The organism is Mucilaginibacter sp. P4_E8, assembly GCF_056401495.1.
Genome location: NZ_JBFUJG010000049.1, coordinates 18,706 through 37,431, shown reverse-complemented (window position 1 = coordinate 37,431; position 18,726 = coordinate 18,706). Strand labels below are relative to the sequence as shown.

Below are 18,726 nucleotides of genomic sequence, written 5' to 3'. Positions count from 1 at the left end.
TATATTCCCTCCCTTGGGAGGGGTGCCGTGGATTGTGAAATGGCAGGGAGGGGTTTATACGTGCGATTAAACCTGTAATGTTCAATAAACCCCTACCTCCACCTTCCCCAAGGAAGGAATCGCACTAGGCCCAAGCTTTCTTTTTATTTCTTCCCAACACCTATAGTGACAACACCAACAACGGCGTGAGGCTTATGGAATTGGTTTAACGTTTTTTAACTTAGGCTTTAAAACTATCATTTTATCCCTTTGTCATTCTGAGCGATAGCGAAGAATCTGTTTGCCAACATGCAAGTCGCAGATAGCTCCTTCGCTATCGCTCAGGATGACAATATAAGCAACCCAACAAAAAAACCCCGCCTTACGGCGGGGTTTAACACATATTAACTATTTATAACTGAACAAAAAGCCTATATGAATTTACCTTAATTTAAGAGCACCCCATGGAGTTGCCGCAGTTAAGGCATTTGTAGCAGGTACCTGAGCGTATGGTGGTATGCCCGCATACGTTACAGCTTGGGGCGTCACTTTGCACACCCATGCTCAGATCAACCGACATGCCCTGCCTTTTATTGTTGCTGTTAAAACTATCCGTTGCAGCCGGTTTATTTACGGGTTGATACACATTGCTCTCGTCGGTGTTAAAATCCTCATCACCCATTTGCGGGTTACCCAAGATCCCGTTTTTATCGGTAATAATGTGTACCAGATCGGTACGGTCCTGGTATTCGTAGCCCAGCATCCTGAAAATATAATCGATGATACTGGTAGCGCTTTTGATATTGGCATGCCCTACCACCATACCAGCAGGTTCAAAGCGGGTAAAGGTAAACTTCTCTACATACTCTTCCAGCGGCACACCATATTGCAAACCAACCGAAACGGCTATGGCAAAGCAGTTCATGAGTGAGCGGAAGGTTGCACCCTCTTTGTGCATATCCACAAATATTTCGCCTAAAGTACCATCCTCATATTCGCCTGTACGCACAAATACAGTTTGCCCGTCTATACTGGCTTTTTGGGTAAACCCACGACGTTTAAACGGCAAATTCTTTTTTTCAACCACGCGCGATAGCTGGCGCATGAAGTTGGTATCCTTTGATTTTTCCATGATGGCCATGGCAGCTTCAATCACCTGTTCGGGTGTAAGGTCGCTTAGTTTTACGTTGGCAGCTTCGCCTAATACCTCTTCTACCGTTTCCAGCTTGTCTTCGGCCTCCTCTTTCGCATCAGATTTGGTCGACAATGGTTGTGATAGTTTACAGCCATCCCGGTAAAGCGCGTTAGCCTTTAAGCCAAGCTCCCATGACAACTGATAGCAATCTTTTATTTCATTAACGTTGGCCTCATTAGGCAGGTTGATGGTTTTTGATATGGCGCCGGAAAGGAAAGGCTGCGCGGCGGCCATCATTTTGATATGCCCATGCGCGTGTATATAACGTTCGCCTTTGGCGCCGCATTTGTTGGCACAATCAAATATGGGGTAATGTACTTCTTTTAAATACGGCGCACCTTCAATGGTCATAGTTCCGCAGATATATTCGTTGGCTTCGGCAATTTGCTTTTTACTGAACCCTAAAGCCCGCAGCACATTAAAATCGGGCGCGTTGTATTGCTCGGCGGTAATGCCCAAACGTTTCAGGCACTCTTCGCCTAACGACCATATATTGAACGCGAAACTGATCTCAAATGCCGATACCAGGCCCTTATCCAGTTTTTCCAGCTCATCATCAGTAAAACCTTTGGCCTTTAAACTATCGGTGTTGACGTGCGGAGCGCCTTTTAAGCTGGCAGCGCCTTTGGCGTAATTTACAATAGCGGTAACCTCATGCTCGCGGTAGCCCAGGTTCCTTAAGGCTTCGGGTACAGCCTGGTTAATGATCTTGAAATAACCTCCGCCCGATAGCTTTTTGAATTTTACCAATGCAAAATCGGGCTCAATACCAGTTGTATCGCAATCCATTACCAAACCTATGGTACCGGTTGGGGCAATAACTGTGGTTTGTGCATTGCGGTAGCCATGCTTTTCGCCCATTTCAACAGCCTTATCCCAGGCGTTGCAGGCAGCAGAAAGCAAATAATCCGGACAATATTTAGGGTCGATGCCGGGAGGGGCTATCTCCAAGTTTTCATAATTTTCGGTAGAGTTATAAGCAGCATAGCGGTGGTTACGCATTACCCGCAGCATGTGCTGTTTATTTTCATTGTATTTACGGAAAGCTCCCAACTCGCGGGCCATTTCGGCCGATGTAGCGTAGGCCGTACCGGTCATGATGGCGGTAATAGCGCCGCCTATAGCTCGGGCCTTATCGCTGTCATAAGGAATGCCATTCACCATCAATGCCGAACCTAAGTTGGCGTAACCCAAACCTAAAGTGCGGTAATCGTATGATAACTGCGCCACTTCTTTTGATGGGAACTGCGCCATTAAAACCGAGATCTCCAGCACAATGGTCCACATGCGGCAGGCATGTTCAAACCCTTTTACGTCAAACACCCGGGTTTGCGGGTCAAAAAAATGGGCAAGGTTAATGGATGCCAGGTTGCACGCCGTATTATCCAAAAACATATATTCCGAGCACGGGTTTGATGCATTGATGCGACCGCCCTCGGGGCAGGTATGCCACTCGTTAATGGTGCTGTCAAACTGTACGCCGGGATCGGCACAGGCCCAGGCTGCAAAGGCTATATCGTCCCACAGTTTTTGTGATGGGATGGTTTTGGTGGTTTTGCCGCTGATGCGGCTTGTTAATTCCCAGGGTGACCCTCCTTTTAGTGCATGGAAAAAGCTGTTAGGGATGCGTACCGAATTATTGGAGTTTTGGCCCGATACGGTGCGGTAAGCTTCGCCCTCATAATCTGATGAATATCCGGCGGCTATCAGCGCGGCAACTTTCTTTTCTTCCTCTACCTTCCAGTTCACAAAACCTTCAATTTCGGGATGGTCAAGATCAAGGCAAACCATTTTGGCCGCCCTGCGGGTAGTACCGCCAGATTTGATAGCTCCTGCCGCGCGGTCGCCAATTTTCAGGAACGACATTAAGCCCGATGAATAACCGCCACCGGCCAGTTTTTCTGTTTCGCCTCGGATCTTTGAAAAGTTTGTACCCACGCCCGATCCGTATTTAAAGATCCGGGCTTCGCGCACCCAAAGGTCCATGATACCGCCCTCGTTCACCAGGTCGTCATCAACCGAAAGGATGAAGCAGGCATGTGGTTGCGGGCGCTCGTAAGCTGATGTTGATTTACTTAACATTTCGGTAACAGGGTCAACAAAATAATGGCCCTGCGGCTTGCCGGTGATGCCATAAGAGGTATGCAGACCTGTATTGAACCATTGCGGCGAGTTTGGCGCCGCCAGCTGCCCAACAATAGTATAAACTATTTCGTCATAAAATACATCGGCATCCTTTGGTGTAGCAAAATAGCCGTAACGTACGCCCCAGTCTTTCCAGCAATTGGCCATGCGGTGGGCAACTTGTTTGATGCTTTTTTCCGATCCGCTTGTGCCATCGGGTTGTGGCACCCCGGCCTTGCGGAAATATTTTTGTGCCAATATATCAGTAGCCACCTGCGACCACGCGGCCGGCACTTCTACATCATTCATTTCAAACACCGCATCACCAGATGGATTGCGGATCACCGATGAGCGCTTTTCGTACTTAAACAAATCAAATACATTAATGCCTTCTTTGCTGAAATAGCGGGCTGTTTTGAGCCCCTTCGCCCCACCTGCGCCGGGTGTTTTTGGAGTTATGTTTTTGGCCATGGTATAATAATTATAATGATGTATGAGTAGCGTTTAAAAACATTAGGGGTGTTTTACTCAAATCTATTATTATCGAAATCATCATACTATTCAGAGTTTTCCACATGTGTCAGTTAATAAGCCTCCGTGCTGTATATTGATTTTTAATTACCTTATTTTCAAATAATTATCGTGTTAATAATTAAAATTTTCAGGATTTTAACACTGGATGAGCGACGCTTTTAGCAAAAAAGAAGTTTTTCATCGGCGCGTCATTGTGAGGCAGGAAGCCTCACCCAACCCTCTCCAAAGGAGAGGGCTTTAAAATGCTTTAAAGTCTCCCTCTTTGGGGGAGATTTAGAGGGGGCTTCGTGCTGGAGTAAAGAACACTTTAACAAAAAAGGCTCGCCGGTTTGCACCGGTGAGCCTTTTTCCATTAAAAATATATTTAAATAAGATTATTCAATAACGCTTACTTTAAGCATATTGGTTTTACCTTGTTTAATAATAGGCACAGCAGCGGTATTGATCACTACATCACCGGTCTTGATCAGGTCTTCTGATTTTAGGATGTTATTTACATCGCTTATAGTTTGATCTGTACTTTCCAGCTGGTCATAATAAAAAGAGCGCACCCCCCAAACCAGGCTCAATGCATTTAACAATTGCTTGTTTGATGTAAATATGTAGGTACTTGCCTGTGGCCTGTGGCTTGATATTTCAAAAGCGGTATAACCTGATGTGGTCATGGATACAATACCTACCGCGTTGGTACGCTGGGCAAGGTGAACTGCCGATTCGCATACCGCATCGCTCAGGTTTGGTGATGCCGGATCACCGTTTTCTTCTTTTGTTGTGTTAAAGTTATAGCCAAACTCCTCTACATTACGTACAATTTTAGCCATGGTTTCAATAACAATAACCGGGAACTCACCAACTGATGTTTCACCGCTCAGCATCACTGCATCGGCGCCATCAAGTACAGAGTTGGCCACGTCATTAACTTCGGCACGTGTTGGGCGCGGAGTGGTGATCATTGACTCCAGCATTTGAGTAGCCACAATTACAGGTTTTGAAGCGGCGCGGCACTTGCGCGCAATCATTTTTTGTAACAACGGTACTTCTTCCAAAGGCATTTCAACACCAAGATCGCCACGGGCCACCATTACACCATCAGTAGCGGCAATAATTTCGTCAATATTATCAATAGCTTCTGGTTTTTCAACTTTGGCTATAACCCTTGCAGCTTTACCGCTTTGGGCAATAATGTGTTTTAATTCAATAATATCCTGTCCGGTACGTACAAATGATAAGCCTATCCATTCTACATCATATTTTAATGCAAATTGTAGGTTTATCAGATCTTCCTCAGTTAAGCTTGGGATAGATACCTTAGTGTTTGGCAAGTTAACCCCTTTACGTGAAGTTAAAATACCGCCATGTACTACCTCACATATAACCGTATCAATCTTATTGGTTTCAAGTACCCTTAATTGTAACTTACCATCATCAAGCAAAATAATTTCATTTGCCTGTACATCCTGCGGAAAGGTATCATAAGTAATATAGATCTGCTCGTCATTACCTATACACTCCTGGGTAGTAATTTTAATATGTGTGCCATTAACCAAGTGGATACCACCATCCTTTACCAAACCAATGCGAATCTTAGGGCCTTGTAAATCGGCCAGGATACCTACGTTGGTCTTATATTCTTCATTAATTTCGCGAATGGTATCGATCACGGCTTTATGATCCTCAGGTCTTCCGTGCGAAAAATTAAGGCGGCAAACATTAACACCGGCTTTTATCATGGCTAATAAAACATCTTTTTTAGCGGATGCCGGGCCCATGGTGGCCACAATTTTTGTACGATTATAGTATAGTTTCATATTGTTCGGGTTAAACTGGCTTACTTTACATTAGTGTAAAACCAACACTCTTTTTAAATTTTGCGCTAAAATAATAGATTTTCGCGTGATTTTATTTTTTTCGGATCAATCTTTACGGCGGCCACAATTTCGGGGATCTTATTAAGGGTCGAGATCAGGTTGTCAAGGTCATCGTCGTCAATATAATTCCTGATCATTAAAAAATAATCGGCGCTCTTAATTTCGGGCACTAAATAGCCCTCAGAGCCTTTATTGCCAATAAAATAGAAATCTGTTTCGGTTGTTTCCCAATGATAATGGTACAACGAAAACAAAACCGGCTCGCTACCCTGATAAATATCAACGGCCAGGTCATTAGATTTAATAAAATTAAAATTTAAAAACTTGTTGATAAGATAACAAACCCTGTAATCTTTTAGTGAAGTTGTTACTGCAATAAGCACAAAATCAAAATCGATCTCAAACTTTAAAAATTTCCTGTTCAAAATCATTACTTTTACGACGTTCAAAAATACAAATCGAAACTGTTTGAATAAAATTTTGTTACCGAAATATATTGTAAAAGTTTTAGATTTGATAATTGACAGAATTTATTTTTCTTTGCACTGAATTTTTATTAATCATTAAACTATAAAGACTATGTCTGATATCGCTTCAAGAGTAAAAGCTATTATCGTAGAAAAACTGGGTGTTGACGAAAGTGAAGTTACGCCAGAAGCGAGTTTCACCAATGATCTTGGTGCCGACTCGTTAGACACCGTGGAACTGATCATGGAGTTTGAAAAAGAATTTAACGTGGCTATTCCTGACGATCAGGCTGAAACTATCGGTACTGTAGGTCAGGCTGTTGCTTACCTTGAAAAAAACGTTAAATAAGACTCCCTAACTGGATTAAATGGAGTTTAAAAGAGTTGTAGTAACCGGGCTTGGAGCACTTACTCCAATTGGTAATACAGTTTCAGAGTACTGGAACGGGTTAATCAATGGGGTAAGTGGCGCTGCCTTTATTAAAAGTTTTGATACCTCAAATTTCAAAACTAAATTCGCATGTGAAGTAAAAAACTTTGATGCGGATGGTTTTTTGGGCCGTAAAGATGCCCGCAAATTAGATCCTTTTGTTCAATACGCCCTTTTCTCAACAGAAGAGGCTGTAAAGGACGCGGGATTGGATTTTGCAAAATTAGATACCAGCCGTATTGGAGTTATCTGGGGATCAGGCATTGGTGGTTTAAAAACGTTTTTAGATGAAGTTGTAAACTTTGCCAAAGGCGATGGAACTCCACGTTTCAATCCTTTCTTTATCCCAAAAATGATAGCTGATATTGCTCCCGGTCATATTTCTATTAAATATGGCTTACGCGGACCAAACTTTTCAACTGTTTCTGCTTGTGCTTCATCAAACAATTCCCTTATCGATTCATTTAACTATATCCGTTTGGGTAAAGCTAATATGTTTATAAGCGGTGGTTCTGAAGCCATTATCAACGAAGCAGGTATTGGCGGTTTTAACGCTATGCACGCATTATCAACCCGTAATGATGATCCGGCAACGGCTTCACGTCCGTTTGATCTGGATAGGGATGGTTTTGTGGCTGGTGAAGGTGCCGGTACCATAATTTTAGAAGAACTGGAGCACGCCAAGGCCCGTGGCGCTAAAATTTATGCCGAAATGATAGGCGGCGGCATGAGCGCCGATGCTTACCACATGACAGCACCACACCCCGATGGGCTTGGCGCGGCATTGGTTATGCGGGCTGCTTTGGAAGATGCAAACCTTACACCTGCCGATATTGATTATGTAAATGTTCACGGAACATCAACACCAATTGGCGATCCACAGGAAATTAAAGCTATACATGATGTTTTTGGCGATGATATTTACCGTATAAATATCAGCTCAACCAAATCAATGACCGGCCACTTATTAGGTGCTGCAGGTGCGGTTGAAGCTATTGCCTCTATATTGGCTTTAAAAAACGGTATTATCCCACCAACTATTAACCATTTTACTGATGATCCTGCTTTTGATCCTAAAATAAACTTCACCTTCAATACTGCCCAAAAAAGGGACGTGAAGATAGTTCAAAGCAATGGATTTGGTTTTGGCGGCCATAACGCTTCTGTGATATTTAAAAAGTACGAAGATTAATTGTGGTTTGATGCCTATAAGTCAGTTTTACAAGCTATATATATCGCCCAATAGAAAGTACGTTAAGATTTTAAAGAACTTGCTCGGTTTTGTGCCGGGCAATTTGTCTTTATACCGTTTGGCATTCAGGCATAAATCGGTTGCTCAAAATGTTAAAAAAGGGGTAAAAAACAGTAACGAACGCCTGGAATTTTTAGGTGATGCTGTGTTAGGCAGTGTAGTGGCCGAAGTACTTTTTAAACTATACCCTTATGAAGACGAAGGTTTTTTAACTGAACTGCGCTCAAAAATTGTGAGCAGGGTAAATCTTAACCAGCTTGGCCGCAAGCTTGGCTTTGATAAGTTGATTGAGTATGATAACCGTATGCTTAATTCCAGCAGGCAGGGTTCTTTACTTGGCGATGCCTTTGAAGCTTTAATTGGTGCCGTTTATTTGGATAAGGGGTATGATTTTACCAAGAATTTCCTGATTAACCATATCATCAAATCGCATATTGATATCCATAAGCTGGAGCAAACCGAAACTAATTTTAAAAGTAAATTAATTGAGTGGTGCCAGCGCCATGGCAGGGATATTATTTTTGAACTGGTAACCAACCAGGAAGGCGAAAGCACTAAACTATTTACCGTGCAAGCCAGTGTTGATGGTGAAGTAATGGGCGAAGGCAAAGAATTTAGTAAAAAGAACGCCGAAAAACTGGCTGCCGAAAAAGCCTGCGAATCCCTGGGCATTTAACCCCTACCCGTTTGCCTTCTTAATTTTGCCCTGGCGATGATAACTTTAGCGTTGAATCTCTTTTTATAAATGTCGGGGAGTTCAACTGTTCTAATTTTTCTTTATCGGGACTTTTATTGTAGTATTCAAACGCTTTTTGGGTGTGTTTGATCAGGTCATAGGTATTCCATCCTTTCAGATCTTCATATGATGGGGTGTAATAACTCATAAATCGACGGGCCGCGCTGTCTGTCGGGATCTTGGTAAACTCTTTCACAAAACTAACACTGTATCGCCGGTTAACTTCGGCCTGTTCCGACTCTCCTTTTGCAAAATTTGCAAACCGCCGCGCACGACCGGGTGTTTTGCCAAAAAGCTCATAAATACCTGTAAGCGGGTTAGCTAAAAAGGACAATACCGGAGGCTTACCACTGTAAAATGTACCTTGTTTTCGATAATCGCTCATGATATCATTAAGCTCCTGCTTTTTGGTTTGGCCCAAAACTTTCACTTCCTCAAGCCTTATAACGGGTTGCATATACACGGGCATATCACTGTTATTCAGCACAACAATTTTTTGCGGAGTATACTCTTCCTTTGTAAAAAGCAGGGTGTCGCCAACAGAAGTTTTTATCGAAAACCAGCCAAGATCATCGCTCAGCATGAGGGTGTTTGTTTTTAAGTTTTTGATCAAAACCTGTCCCACACGCTCAGGCGAACTCTTTTTGGAGATCACACCTTTAAGGGTAAATTCCTGAGCTGATGCCTTTAAAACAGAACAAAAGCAGATGGTTAGAAGCAGGTAAAAGCGATAATGCATTAATATGTATATGAACGCAAAGATACCAACTGTATTTTACACCAAATGTAAAAAAGTGTTAAAGCGCCTTGTAGCGTCAAAGTCTTAAGCCTTAAGTTTAAAGTCTTTAGTTGGTGTTCAAGCAATACTTTTTCAAACCCCGGACTCAGAACTCAAGACTTTAGACTTCCCTCTCCCAAAGTCTTAAGCCTTAAGTTTAAAGTGTTTAGTTGATGTTTAAGCGATACATTTTCAAACCCTGGACTCAGAACTCAAGACTTTAGACTTTCCGACTAAAACCCTATCTTTGCACATGATAAAATCCATGACAGGGTATGGAATTGCCAGTTTTGATTCGGGTAATACAAAATATACCGTTGAGATCAAATCCCTGAACAGTAAATTCCTCGAGCTATCACTACGCCTGCCCAAAATGTTTTCTGAAAAAGAATTTCAGCTGCGTAATGATTGCAGTAAACAAATTGAGCGCGGTAAAGTGAATTTATCCATCAATGTAGAACAGGTTAATGCCGCTGTAAAAGCAGCAGGTATTGACAAGGTTTTGCTAAAACAATACTATCAGCAGCTAAAAGATGTAAGTCAGGAGCTTAATGAGCCTGCCACTAATCTTTTACAACTTGCCCTGGGCCTGCCCGAGGTGGTTAAATATGACGATGAAACCGTATCTGAAGACGAATGGAAGCTGGTTGAAAAAACATTTCAACAGGCGTTAGCCGCGTTTCAGCAATTTAGGGCCGATGAAGGTAACGTACTGGAAAATGATCTGAAATTCCGCATCAACATCATCCTGAAAAACCTGGAACTGGTGGAGGTTGAGGATCCAAAACGTATACCCCTTATCCGTGAGCGGCTTAACACATTTTTGAACGAAGCCACTAACCGCGAAGCCATTGACCAGAACCGTTTTGAACAGGAACTGATATACTACATTGACAAGCTCGATATTACCGAAGAAAAAATAAGACTTAAAACCCATTGCGAATACTTTATTGAAACCCTGAAAAACGCCGATGCCAACGGTAAAAAACTGGGTTTTATATCGCAGGAAATAGGTCGTGAAATAAATACCCTGGGCTCAAAAGCAAACGATGCCAATATTCAAAAATTGGTAGTAGGGATGAAAGAAGAGCTTGAAAAAATTAAAGAACAATTATTAAACGTTTTATAGTAATAGTCATTGAGTCATCTGGTCATTAGTCATTGAAAAATCAAAATGACACAATGGCCTAATGACGACAATGACCCAATGACTGAACAAAAAATGTCCAAAGAAGGCAAACTCATTATATTTTCGGCACCGTCTGGAGCGGGTAAAACTACTATAGTACATCACTTGCTTAACAAAATGCCAGAGCTTGAATTTTCCGTTTCGGCAACAACCCGGCAGGCCCGCGGCGATGAGGAGCATGAAAAAGATTATTACTTTATCAGTAAAGAGGAATTTTTACACCGTATAGCAAAAAAACAATTTGTTGAGTTTGAGGAAGTGTATACCGGAACCTTTTATGGTACATTACGTACAGAGATTGRAAGGATTTGGGAAAAAGGGAAAACAGTAATATTTGATATTGACGTAGAAGGTGGTATGCACCTGAAACGTAAATACGATGGACAGGCACTGGCCATATTTGTACAGCCGCCATCATTAGAGGTTTTGATCGAACGTTTGACAGGCCGTGGCACTGATAGTCCTGAGAAATTACAGGAACGCTTTGTAAAAGCCGAAAAAGAGTTGAAATACGCTCCTCAATTTGATATTATCCTCAAAAATTACGATCTTGAAACGGCCTGCAAAGAGGCCGAGCAATTGGTTAAGGATTTTATTTGCCCCCCGACCCCCTAAAGGGGCACTAAAATTATTTAGTCAGGGCTTCACATTCATCAAAAAATATATTCGTTCATTCCCCTTTAGGGGGTTAGGGGGCACCTGATATGAAAATAGGCTTACTGTTTGGTTCATTTAATCCCATACACATAGGGCACCTGATTATTGCCAATTACATGGCCAACCATACCACACTTGACAAGGTGTGGCTGGTGGTATCACCTCAAAATCCGCTTAAAAAATATGGTGACCTGATCAATACCTATGACCGGCTTGAAATGGCCCGCCTGGCTACTGATCATGCTACCAATATTAATGTAAGCGATGTGGAACTAAAGCTGCCGCAGCCGTCATACACCATTGATACCCTTGCCCACCTCAAAGAAAAGTATCCCGAACATGAATTTGCCCTCATCATGGGATCAGATAATCTGGGAACACTGCATAAATGGAAAAATTATAAGCTGATATTACGCGATTACAAGATATTTGTTTATCCCCGTCCCGGTTATGAAAACGCCGAACTGGCCGACCATCCCTCAGTTACCATCACCATGACCCCACAGATGGAACTATCAGCTACCTTTATCCGTAAATCCATCGCCGAAAAAAAGAACGTACAATATTTTGTACCAGATCCGGTTTTAAAGTTTATTGAGAGCAAAAGTTTGTATAAGTAATTTGGTATATTTAACTTAATAAAAAGGAGGATAAGCTATGCTTACTAAGGATAAAGTGAAGGAATTGATAGACCACATGCCTGAAACATTTTCTGTTGATGATTTGGTGGAAAGGGTATTTTTATTAGAAAAAATCGAATCCGCCCAAAAAGAAATTGAAAACGGAGAAGGAATAGATTGGGAAGATTTAAAAAAGGAAATGGATTCGTGGCTAAAATAATATTCTCTAAAACTGCCAAATTTGACCTTAAAGAAATCATTGAATATATAAAACGTGATTCGATCAGATACGCTTCTTTAGAGAAGAGGAAAATCATAGAGGCAATAGATCAACTACCTAAACAGCCTTTTATAGGCCGGATTGTTCCGGAGTTAAATGACGAAAATTTCAGGGAATTTATTTTTAGAAACTACAGGATCATTTATCAAATCATATCGAAAATCAAATCAATATCCTTACCATCCACCAACACTCCCGCCTAATAACCAACAATCCCGCTTTTAAACCGGAAGAATAGCATATATCCGGAGTTTGTATAAGTGATGAGGTAAAAGGAGGTTTTACCCGCTATACTTTTATCTCTTTTCTTACCTTTTGTCTTTATCCTTTTACCTTTCACCCTCTTCAACTATCTTTGTTACTGTGAGCGAAAAAACCATACTTAAACTGCAGCTGCCTACTGATCCGCTTTGGGTTAAAAATGTTGTGGAAAGCAATATTGAGGAGCTTTTGACCGATCATGCTTTTTGCGAGCAAAAAGCAGCCAGCAATGCCATTACCCTTATTGTTCAAAATCCTAACCTGTCTGATCTGGTGCAGGAAATGGCTATGCTGGTTCAGGAAGAGATGGACCACTTTAAACGCGTGCATGACATTATTGTAGAGCGGGGCTTTGTGTTGGGCCGCGAACGGAAAGACAATTATGTGAATGAACTGCGCAAGTTTATCATTATAGGCGGTGGCCGCGAGGCCCAGCTGATTGACCGTTTACTGTTTTCGGCTATGATAGAGGCCCGCAGTTGCGAGCGTTTCAAAGTATTGTCTGAAAATATTAACGATCCCCATTTATCCGAATTTTATCATGAGCTTATGGTGAGCGAGGCTACTCACTATGCTATGTTTATACGCCTTGCTAAAAAATACGCGGTTGAAATTGATGTAGAAAAACGCTGGAAGGAATTTTTGGAATACGAAGCCCGGGTAATACAAAACTATGGCAAAAGCGAAACCATACACGGGTAATTCATCTATACAAACCGGGTAATTACCGATACTTTTTTTATTGCTGGTATTGAATGTGTTAATTTACATATGTCGCGCTTTAAAGCATTTTCTGTTATTATACATATTGCGGGATGGCTATTGTTCATGGCTTTTCCGCTGGTATTTTTAAACAGCTACGGACAAGAAAGCTCCATATGGTCATTATTGCAAAAGCCCAGTTACTGGTTGTTTTGCTTTACCTATATTTTCCTTTTTTACAGTAATGCCTATTATTTTATTCCGGCACTTTTTTTAAAAAAGAAGTATGTGCTTTACAGCATCATTACCCTGATATTACTTGGTGGTGTTTACTATTTACAACCTTTTGACAAGTTGGTAAGAAGCAGTGAAAACCGGGTAGATGATCGGATGACACCCCCGGAACACCCTTTTGGACCACCACCTGCAGATTACTCTAAACAAGGCAGACAGCCACCCGAAGGGCCGCCCCCGCCACCATTCCGATCCAATCAACAGGGTACAGGCGGTGTTAACATTAAACACCGCTCCCCTCCACTGGATAGCTCCAGCCTGTTTATATTTTTAATGATCATGGCTTTAAGCACCGCCATTAAAATTATACAGCAATGGCAGCTTACTGAACAGCGCGCGGCCCGTGCCGAGGCCGACAAGACCAGCGCAGAGCTCTCCTTTTTAAAGGCACAGATCAATCCGCACTTTTTGTTTAACACGCTAAATAACATTTATACACTGGCCGTTACTAAAGACGACCATGCTCCCGATAGCATCATGAAGCTATCAAACATTATGCGTTATGTAACCGATGATGTGACCGCTGATTTTGTTCCGCTGCAAAGCGAGGTTGATTGTATCGGCGATTATATTGAGCTCCAGCGTTTGCGAATTAGTAATAACACATCTATCAATTTTATAGTTGAAGGCAACATTGATAGTAAAAATATAGCCCCGCTGGTATTAATGACCTTTGTTGAAAATGTATTTAAGTATGGTATCAGCAAGCACGAAAAATCTGTTATTGATATTAAAATACATACCAGCGCCGCAGACATTTCGTTCTTTTGCAGAAACAGGATATTTTTAGGCCGGAATGAAAATCAGCGTACAGGTATTGGTATAAAAAACACCAAACAGCGTTTAGCCCATTTGTATCCTGAAAGGCATCTGTTAAACATCAGCAACGAAAACGATCAATACACTGTTAAGCTTACCTTACAAACATAAACCCCGATGGTACTTAAATGCATAGCTATTGATGATGAACCACTGGCACTGAGGCTGGTAAGCGAATACATATCTCGTTTCCCGGCCCTGCAGCTGGTAAAAACATTTGACGATGCCATATCAGGTGCCGAATTTTTAAAAACCAAACCCGTCGATCTGCTCTTTATCGATATCAATATGCCCGATATTACAGGTATCGATCTGGTGCGATCTCTCCCGGTTAAGCCTATTGTAATATTTACCACCGCCTATAAAAACTTTGCTTATGAAGGCTTTGAACTGGAAGCACTTGATTATATCTTAAAACCAATTGATTTTAAACGCTTTGAAAAGGCGGTTGAAAAAGCCATTGATTATTACCGTTACAAAAATAAAACAACCAATGAGCCAACTGAAGAAAGCCTGTATGTATACTCAGAATACCGGATGGTAAAAATTGAGCTAACCACTATTGAATACATTGAAAGCATGGAAGATTACATCAAGATCCATTTAACCAATGCCAAAACCGTGCTTACATTGATGCCTTTAAAAAAGGTGCTCGAAAAATTGCCTGCTGATAAATTTCAGCGCATACACCGCAGTTATATTGTACCGGTTAACAAGATCCGATCTATACAAAACCGCAAGGTTAAACTAACGGATATTGAACTACCGGTGAGCGAAAGTTACCAGGACTTTATCCGCAACTGGATGAAATTCAGATAAAAAATTTGGATTTTATCGATACAATGCACCTGTTTACCGATACCCAGTCTTACGGTATAAGACAAAAACACATATTTATAATGTGCTGCTTAATTAGCTAAATAGCCCCTTTTTTTTCTTAATAATAAGTTCGATAAGCGTCTGTGTTTTATATGCAGGCGCTTTTTTAACATTAGTTGTCATGCTGAGTGATAAATTGGAGAAACGCTGAAGGAACAATGACTTGCTTTCACGCCCCATCGGGGCATCGTGTTTATAGTAATATTGAAGTACATTTATCAGCTCCATAGGAGCTTCCTTTAACTTGTCAGGAAGCTCCTATGGAGCTAATACTCTGAGATTATTATCCTATTAACACGATACCCCGAGGGGGTGTCTTGTTAATGAGAACAAACACGCCATGGGTAGCATATGAAGCATCTGCCATTAACATGCATAGTTCATGAATAGATCCTTCGTTCCTCAGGATGACAAATTCACACCTTAAATCCCATTACATTCTGCAGGTAATTATCCATCATTTCAATATCCACTACATCATTAATAAGGCCGATATGCATATCCGGGCGTACAATAATGGCTTTCTTTTGATTTTCTTTTATCCCGAAAGCATCAAACACCTGCTGGTTCCTGGCCGATGGCGGCAGGTAAAAAAAGTTAAGGTTGGCCGGGTATTTTTGGGTTATCCATTTGGCTAAAGTAAACAGGTCCAATTCCTGTAATTTACCTAAGGTTATCAGCGTAAAGCCTGGCTTGCTACACCATTCATGTAAATCAGTTTCCTGCTGTTTCTTTTCGTCAAACATCTTAAGGTATGGCAGCCTGTCGCCGGCTTTGATGGGAGAATGATGGCTCAGGTGCAGGTTGATCCGGCTATGGCGGTAGGATATCCCTGTTTGTGACACCCGTTTAAAAAACTCGTCCCTTAAAGCGGGCTTCCCAAAAACGGTTTTCAGTAATGTGGGTAATGCCCATTTTTTAAACAGGTTAATAAACCAGTTGCGCGATAGTATTATGTTAAAAACACGGTCGGTAGTTTTCAACAGGTCTTTTGCAACAGGCATTCGCTCGGCAGCATAGCTATCCAAAACAGCATCTTTAAACTGGTTATTTACTACACCAGCCAGTTTCCAGGCCAGATTATAAGCATCCTGCAGACCGGTGTTCATACCCTGCCCGCCTACCGGCGAATGGATATGCGCAGCATCGCCTATTAAAAAACACCTGTCCTGCCTGAATTTATCGGCCATACGGTGATGCAGGCGATAGGTAGTGAACCAGGTGGTTTGCTCAACCCCAATCTCAGATCCGGTTACGGCATTCAGGTACGGTAACATTTCTTCAATTTGAAGCTCTTCTTTGTTATCAAACTTATCGGGCAGGTTCCCAACAACACGATAGCATTGCTCCCCGGGCATGGGGAAAAAACCGGCAAATCCTTTTTTTGATAAAAACAGGTTCACCTTGTCGCCAAAGGCATTAATTATTTTAATATCAGCCAAATAAAACCGGTGCTGGTAGGTATCGCCATTAAAAGGTATCTGTAATTGTTTGCGCACCGGGCTCCCGGCACCATCGGCTCCAATAAGCCAATCGCAGGAAAGGGTTTGTGTTTCGTTACCTGTTTGCAGTTGTACGCTTACTTTTTCGGCACCCTGCTCCAGCGTTAACAGTGAAGTATCCCAATAAACCGGGCAGCAATTGAGGGTTAAATAATCAAGCAATAAACGCTCGTTTTTACTCTGTTGATATAAGTGAACAAAGGGAAAAGCGGTTTGCCCTTCGCCTACACTGCTTAATGATAGTGCTACAACTTCTTTTCCGTCCTGATTAAAAACCACACCGGCTGCTTGTTTACCACCTTTAATTATAGTATCAATAACCCCCATTTGCCGGTAAATTTCAAGGGAACGGGCCTGTACCGCTAATGCTTTAGAGTAGTTGGTTGGCCCATGTTTACTATCAATAATTACGGGCTGCACACCATAACGCAATAGCTGGGCAGCCATCATCAGCCCCGATGGACCGGCTCCTACTATCAACACGCTGGTATGCTGCTGCGTAATCGTCATTTATTCATTAATGGAATAATAAAAATATGGTTGGTCGTTTATGTAGTTCCGGCACCTTTTTTTGCCAATCGGTTATGGTTTTGGTTTGTACAAATTCCGTGGCGGCAGTCAAATCACAGGCTATGCAAAGTTTGGTTTTGGGATTGGCGGTTTTCAGAATTTCCTCCAGCAGCGGATTATTGCGAAAAGGTGTTTCAATAAATATCTGGGTTTGATCAAGTTTAATAGCCAAACCTTCCAGCTCTTTGATCTTTTTACTGCGCAGCACTTTATCAATGGGCAAATAGCCATTAAAAGTAAAACTTTGTCCGTTAAAACCCGAAGCCATAAGCGCCAGTAAAATAGAGCTTGGACCTACCAGGGGCACTACCTTTATACCCATACGGTGGGCCTTATCTACAATCTCGGCGCCCGGATCGGCAATACCTGGGCAGCCGGCCTCGCTCATTAAGCCCACATCGTTACCTGCCTGCAAACCTTTAAAAAAATCGGCTTTACCCATATCACGGTTATGTTTGCTATAATCATGAATAATAAGTTCGCTTTGCGGCGTTTTTAAGCCGGCCTCTTTCAAGAACTTACGGGCCGTTTTTTCGTTCTCTACAATGTACTCCTTAATACTGTTAATGGTATCAACCAGGTACGGGGTAAATGATTTTGCCGCCGCTTCTTCGGCAAGGGGTACGGGTATTAAATAAAGGGTTCCATAGGGCATATTGCAAAGTTGGTGTTTTTTGTTTAATTTAAGCTATTGAAAGGAGCCTGAAAAAAATGAATTCATTAGGCGTAAACTGGTTTATTGAGGGATATATTGATTTTGAGCACAAAAAGTACGTTCTGCTGAATTATTTGCAGGAGATAAACCGCCATTTTGATAAAAGCAGGCTATATCCCAATCTTGCCGATCTGATCTTCCACTACAATAACCTGATCGATTTTAAAAAAAACAAAACGCTGTTGCAGCAGGCATTTCCGCAGCGATTAACCCAGGCCGATATTGACGCGGTAAAGCTTACCTACCAAAAAATTATTAAAGACGACCAAAGCATGCAGGAAATTGAGCACATTATAGCTTACGCCCTGACCAAAATGGATCCGGCCATTCAGATAGGTAAAGAGATATATGATTTTGTGGAAAGCCAGCTTAATATTGACCCGGTTGGTATTATACCGCTGATGCCTTATCATGGGTATTTTTCGTTACGTAACGGCAAGGAGCGCACCAATTGGATCTACGAGTACCGGCTCACTATTTTTGAAGGCAAGGATGATAAATACCGCGGCATAAATGTATCCTTTATTGATACTTATGAACGCAGCATAACCAACACACCCGAGGCCATCAAGTTAGGCTTAATAAACAGGAACAAATTTTTACCCAACCCCGCGGTGTATTATGTTCAAAGTGATATCACTTTCCCGCTGGAGCAAACCTTATTGCCAGTGGCAAAAAGGAGCCTGGTGAAATATATTTCGAGCGCGGCGTAAGGGTTTATCTGAATCGGGAGAGTTGTCTGAACCGGGATTAAGCAGATTTATTGGATTTATAGGGTTTTCCCTAATCCGGGCAATCCTTTAATCCCATGAATCCTGGTTCAGACAAAATCCGGTCCAGACCACTCTCTCTACAATAAATCTTAAAATATTGCG

The 18,726-nt window shown here is 41.9% G+C and carries 18 protein-coding genes; 12 read left to right on the top strand and 6 right to left on the bottom strand.

All coding sequences use genetic code 11. The features are described from left to right. Positions 1-430 precede the first annotated feature (430 nt). The 3 genes from AC1DRQ_RS17515 to AC1DRQ_RS17505 form a co-directional block, all read right to left on the bottom strand. Entirely contained in the window at positions 431-3,769 is a 3,339-nt protein-coding gene (locus AC1DRQ_RS17515) for a vitamin B12-dependent ribonucleotide reductase (protein ID WP_477425910.1), read from the bottom strand. A 437-nt stretch (positions 3,770-4,206) separates the two neighbouring features. Further along, positions 4,207-5,640: a pyruvate kinase gene (gene pyk, locus AC1DRQ_RS17510; protein ID WP_477425908.1), complete on the bottom strand. Its 1,434-nt coding sequence runs from the start codon at positions 5,638-5,640 to the stop codon at positions 4,207-4,209. 65 nt (positions 5,641-5,705) lie between these two features. Further along, a complete protein-coding gene (locus AC1DRQ_RS17505) occupies positions 5,706-6,131 on the bottom strand; it encodes an IPExxxVDY family protein (protein WP_429399617.1) in 426 nt (141 codons plus the stop codon). 148 nt (positions 6,132-6,279) lie between these two features. Here AC1DRQ_RS17505 and AC1DRQ_RS17500 point away from each other — a divergent pair, with 148 nt between their 5' ends. From AC1DRQ_RS17500 to rnc, 3 genes are read left to right on the top strand one after another with little or no spacing between them, the layout of a single operon-like run. Then, positions 6,280-6,516 carry an acyl carrier protein gene (locus AC1DRQ_RS17500; RefSeq protein ID WP_031266521.1) on the top strand — a complete coding sequence of 79 codons (237 nt, stop codon included), beginning with the start codon at positions 6,280-6,282 and terminating at the stop codon, positions 6,514-6,516. Between the two features lie 19 nt (positions 6,517-6,535). After that, positions 6,536-7,789, top strand: coding sequence for a beta-ketoacyl-ACP synthase II (gene fabF, locus AC1DRQ_RS17495; RefSeq protein ID WP_429399616.1), 1,254 nt, complete (start codon positions 6,536-6,538; stop codon positions 7,787-7,789). A 10-nt stretch (positions 7,790-7,799) separates the two neighbouring features. Beyond that, positions 7,800-8,525 (top strand): ribonuclease III, encoded by a 726-nt coding sequence (rnc, locus tag AC1DRQ_RS17490; RefSeq protein ID WP_429399615.1) that lies wholly within the window; start codon positions 7,800-7,802, stop codon positions 8,523-8,525. A gap of 19 nt (positions 8,526-8,544) precedes the next feature. On the opposite strand, the gene AC1DRQ_RS17485 is transcribed toward rnc, so the two are convergent. Further along, positions 8,545-9,324 carry a hypothetical protein gene (locus AC1DRQ_RS17485; RefSeq protein ID WP_477425905.1) on the bottom strand — a complete coding sequence of 260 codons (780 nt, stop codon included), beginning with the start codon at positions 9,322-9,324 and terminating at the stop codon, positions 8,545-8,547. A gap of 292 nt (positions 9,325-9,616) precedes the next feature. On the opposite strand from AC1DRQ_RS17485, the gene AC1DRQ_RS17480 reads away from it, so the two are divergent. The 8 genes from AC1DRQ_RS17480 (at position 9,617) to AC1DRQ_RS17445 (ending at position 15,004) form a co-directional block, all read left to right on the top strand. Next, positions 9,617-10,492 carry a YicC/YloC family endoribonuclease gene (locus AC1DRQ_RS17480; RefSeq protein ID WP_429399613.1) on the top strand — a complete coding sequence of 292 codons (876 nt, stop codon included), beginning with the start codon at positions 9,617-9,619 and terminating at the stop codon, positions 10,490-10,492. 45 nt (positions 10,493-10,537) lie between these two features. Then, a complete protein-coding gene (gene gmk, locus AC1DRQ_RS17475) occupies positions 10,538-11,167 on the top strand; it encodes a guanylate kinase (protein ID WP_477425903.1) in 630 nt (209 codons plus the stop codon). 89 nt (positions 11,168-11,256) lie between these two features. Next, positions 11,257-11,829: a nicotinate (nicotinamide) nucleotide adenylyltransferase gene (gene nadD / locus AC1DRQ_RS17470; RefSeq protein WP_429399611.1), complete on the top strand. Its 573-nt coding sequence runs from the start codon at positions 11,257-11,259 to the stop codon at positions 11,827-11,829. Between the two features lie 37 nt (positions 11,830-11,866). Next, complete coding sequence (locus tag AC1DRQ_RS17465) at positions 11,867-12,049, top strand: hypothetical protein (protein WP_429399610.1); 183 nt, start codon at positions 11,867-11,869, stop codon at positions 12,047-12,049. Continuing rightward, the gene (locus tag AC1DRQ_RS17460; RefSeq protein ID WP_477425900.1) at positions 12,037-12,312 is read left to right on the top strand and encodes a type II toxin-antitoxin system RelE/ParE family toxin; all 276 of its coding nucleotides are present in this window, start codon (positions 12,037-12,039) and stop codon (positions 12,310-12,312) included. Before AC1DRQ_RS17465 ends, AC1DRQ_RS17460 begins: the two co-directional genes overlap by 13 nt. A gap of 160 nt (positions 12,313-12,472) precedes the next feature. Further along, positions 12,473-13,072: a MiaE family protein gene (locus tag AC1DRQ_RS17455; RefSeq protein WP_477425898.1), complete on the top strand. Its 600-nt coding sequence runs from the start codon at positions 12,473-12,475 to the stop codon at positions 13,070-13,072. Between the two features lie 69 nt (positions 13,073-13,141). After that, positions 13,142-14,296: a sensor histidine kinase gene (locus AC1DRQ_RS17450; protein ID WP_477425896.1), complete on the top strand. Its 1,155-nt coding sequence runs from the start codon at positions 13,142-13,144 to the stop codon at positions 14,294-14,296. A gap of 6 nt (positions 14,297-14,302) precedes the next feature. Continuing rightward, positions 14,303-15,004 (top strand): LytR/AlgR family response regulator transcription factor, encoded by a 702-nt coding sequence (locus AC1DRQ_RS17445; protein WP_477425894.1) that lies wholly within the window; start codon positions 14,303-14,305, stop codon positions 15,002-15,004. 476 nt (positions 15,005-15,480) lie between these two features. Here AC1DRQ_RS17445 and AC1DRQ_RS17440 read toward each other — a convergent pair whose 3' ends face one another. Both AC1DRQ_RS17440 and AC1DRQ_RS17435 read right to left on the bottom strand, forming a co-directional pair. Further along, on the bottom strand, positions 15,481-17,076 hold the full coding sequence (locus tag AC1DRQ_RS17440; RefSeq protein ID WP_477425892.1) for an FAD-dependent monooxygenase: 1,596 nt from the start codon (positions 17,074-17,076) through the stop codon (positions 15,481-15,483). A gap of 7 nt (positions 17,077-17,083) precedes the next feature. Continuing rightward, positions 17,084-17,791: an SAM-dependent methyltransferase gene (locus AC1DRQ_RS17435; RefSeq protein ID WP_477425890.1), complete on the bottom strand. Its 708-nt coding sequence runs from the start codon at positions 17,789-17,791 to the stop codon at positions 17,084-17,086. Positions 17,792-17,847: 56 nt separating this feature from the next. On the opposite strand from AC1DRQ_RS17435, the gene AC1DRQ_RS17430 reads away from it, so the two are divergent. Then, positions 17,848-18,564, top strand: a complete 717-nt coding sequence (locus AC1DRQ_RS17430; RefSeq protein WP_477425889.1) for a hypothetical protein — start codon at positions 17,848-17,850, stop codon at positions 18,562-18,564. Positions 18,565-18,726 lie beyond the last annotated feature (162 nt).

Excerpts from the sequence above, each read along its gene's own strand:
- AC1DRQ_RS17450 (WP_477425896.1), top strand. The coding sequence starts at position 13,142 with ATGTCGCGCTTTAAAGCATTTTCTGTTATTATACATATTGCGGGATGG.
- AC1DRQ_RS17440 (WP_477425892.1), bottom strand. The coding sequence starts at position 17,076 with ATGACGATTACGCAGCAGCATACCAGCGTGTTGATAGTAGGAGCCGGT.
- AC1DRQ_RS17435 (WP_477425890.1), bottom strand. The coding sequence starts at position 17,791 with ATGCCCTATGGAACCCTTTATTTAATACCCGTACCCCTTGCCGAAGAA.
- fabF (WP_429399616.1), top strand. The coding sequence starts at position 6,536 with ATGGAGTTTAAAAGAGTTGTAGTAACCGGGCTTGGAGCACTTACTCCA.
- rnc (WP_429399615.1), top strand. The coding sequence starts at position 7,800 with ATGCCTATAAGTCAGTTTTACAAGCTATATATATCGCCCAATAGAAAG.
- AC1DRQ_RS17515 (WP_477425910.1), bottom strand. The coding sequence starts at position 3,769 with ATGGCCAAAAACATAACTCCAAAAACACCCGGCGCAGGTGGGGCGAAG.
- AC1DRQ_RS17500 (WP_031266521.1), top strand. The coding sequence starts at position 6,280 with ATGTCTGATATCGCTTCAAGAGTAAAAGCTATTATCGTAGAAAAACTG.
- AC1DRQ_RS17505 (WP_429399617.1), bottom strand. The coding sequence starts at position 6,131 with ATGATTTTGAACAGGAAATTTTTAAAGTTTGAGATCGATTTTGATTTT.
- pyk (WP_477425908.1), bottom strand. The coding sequence starts at position 5,640 with ATGAAACTATACTATAATCGTACAAAAATTGTGGCCACCATGGGCCCG.
- nadD (WP_429399611.1), top strand. The coding sequence starts at position 11,257 with ATGAAAATAGGCTTACTGTTTGGTTCATTTAATCCCATACACATAGGG.
- AC1DRQ_RS17465 (WP_429399610.1), top strand. The coding sequence starts at position 11,867 with ATGCTTACTAAGGATAAAGTGAAGGAATTGATAGACCACATGCCTGAA.
- AC1DRQ_RS17480 (WP_429399613.1), top strand. The coding sequence starts at position 9,617 with ATGATAAAATCCATGACAGGGTATGGAATTGCCAGTTTTGATTCGGGT.
- AC1DRQ_RS17445 (WP_477425894.1), top strand. The coding sequence starts at position 14,303 with ATGGTACTTAAATGCATAGCTATTGATGATGAACCACTGGCACTGAGG.
- AC1DRQ_RS17485 (WP_477425905.1), bottom strand. The coding sequence starts at position 9,324 with ATGCATTATCGCTTTTACCTGCTTCTAACCATCTGCTTTTGTTCTGTT.
- AC1DRQ_RS17430 (WP_477425889.1), top strand. The coding sequence starts at position 17,848 with ATGAATTCATTAGGCGTAAACTGGTTTATTGAGGGATATATTGATTTT.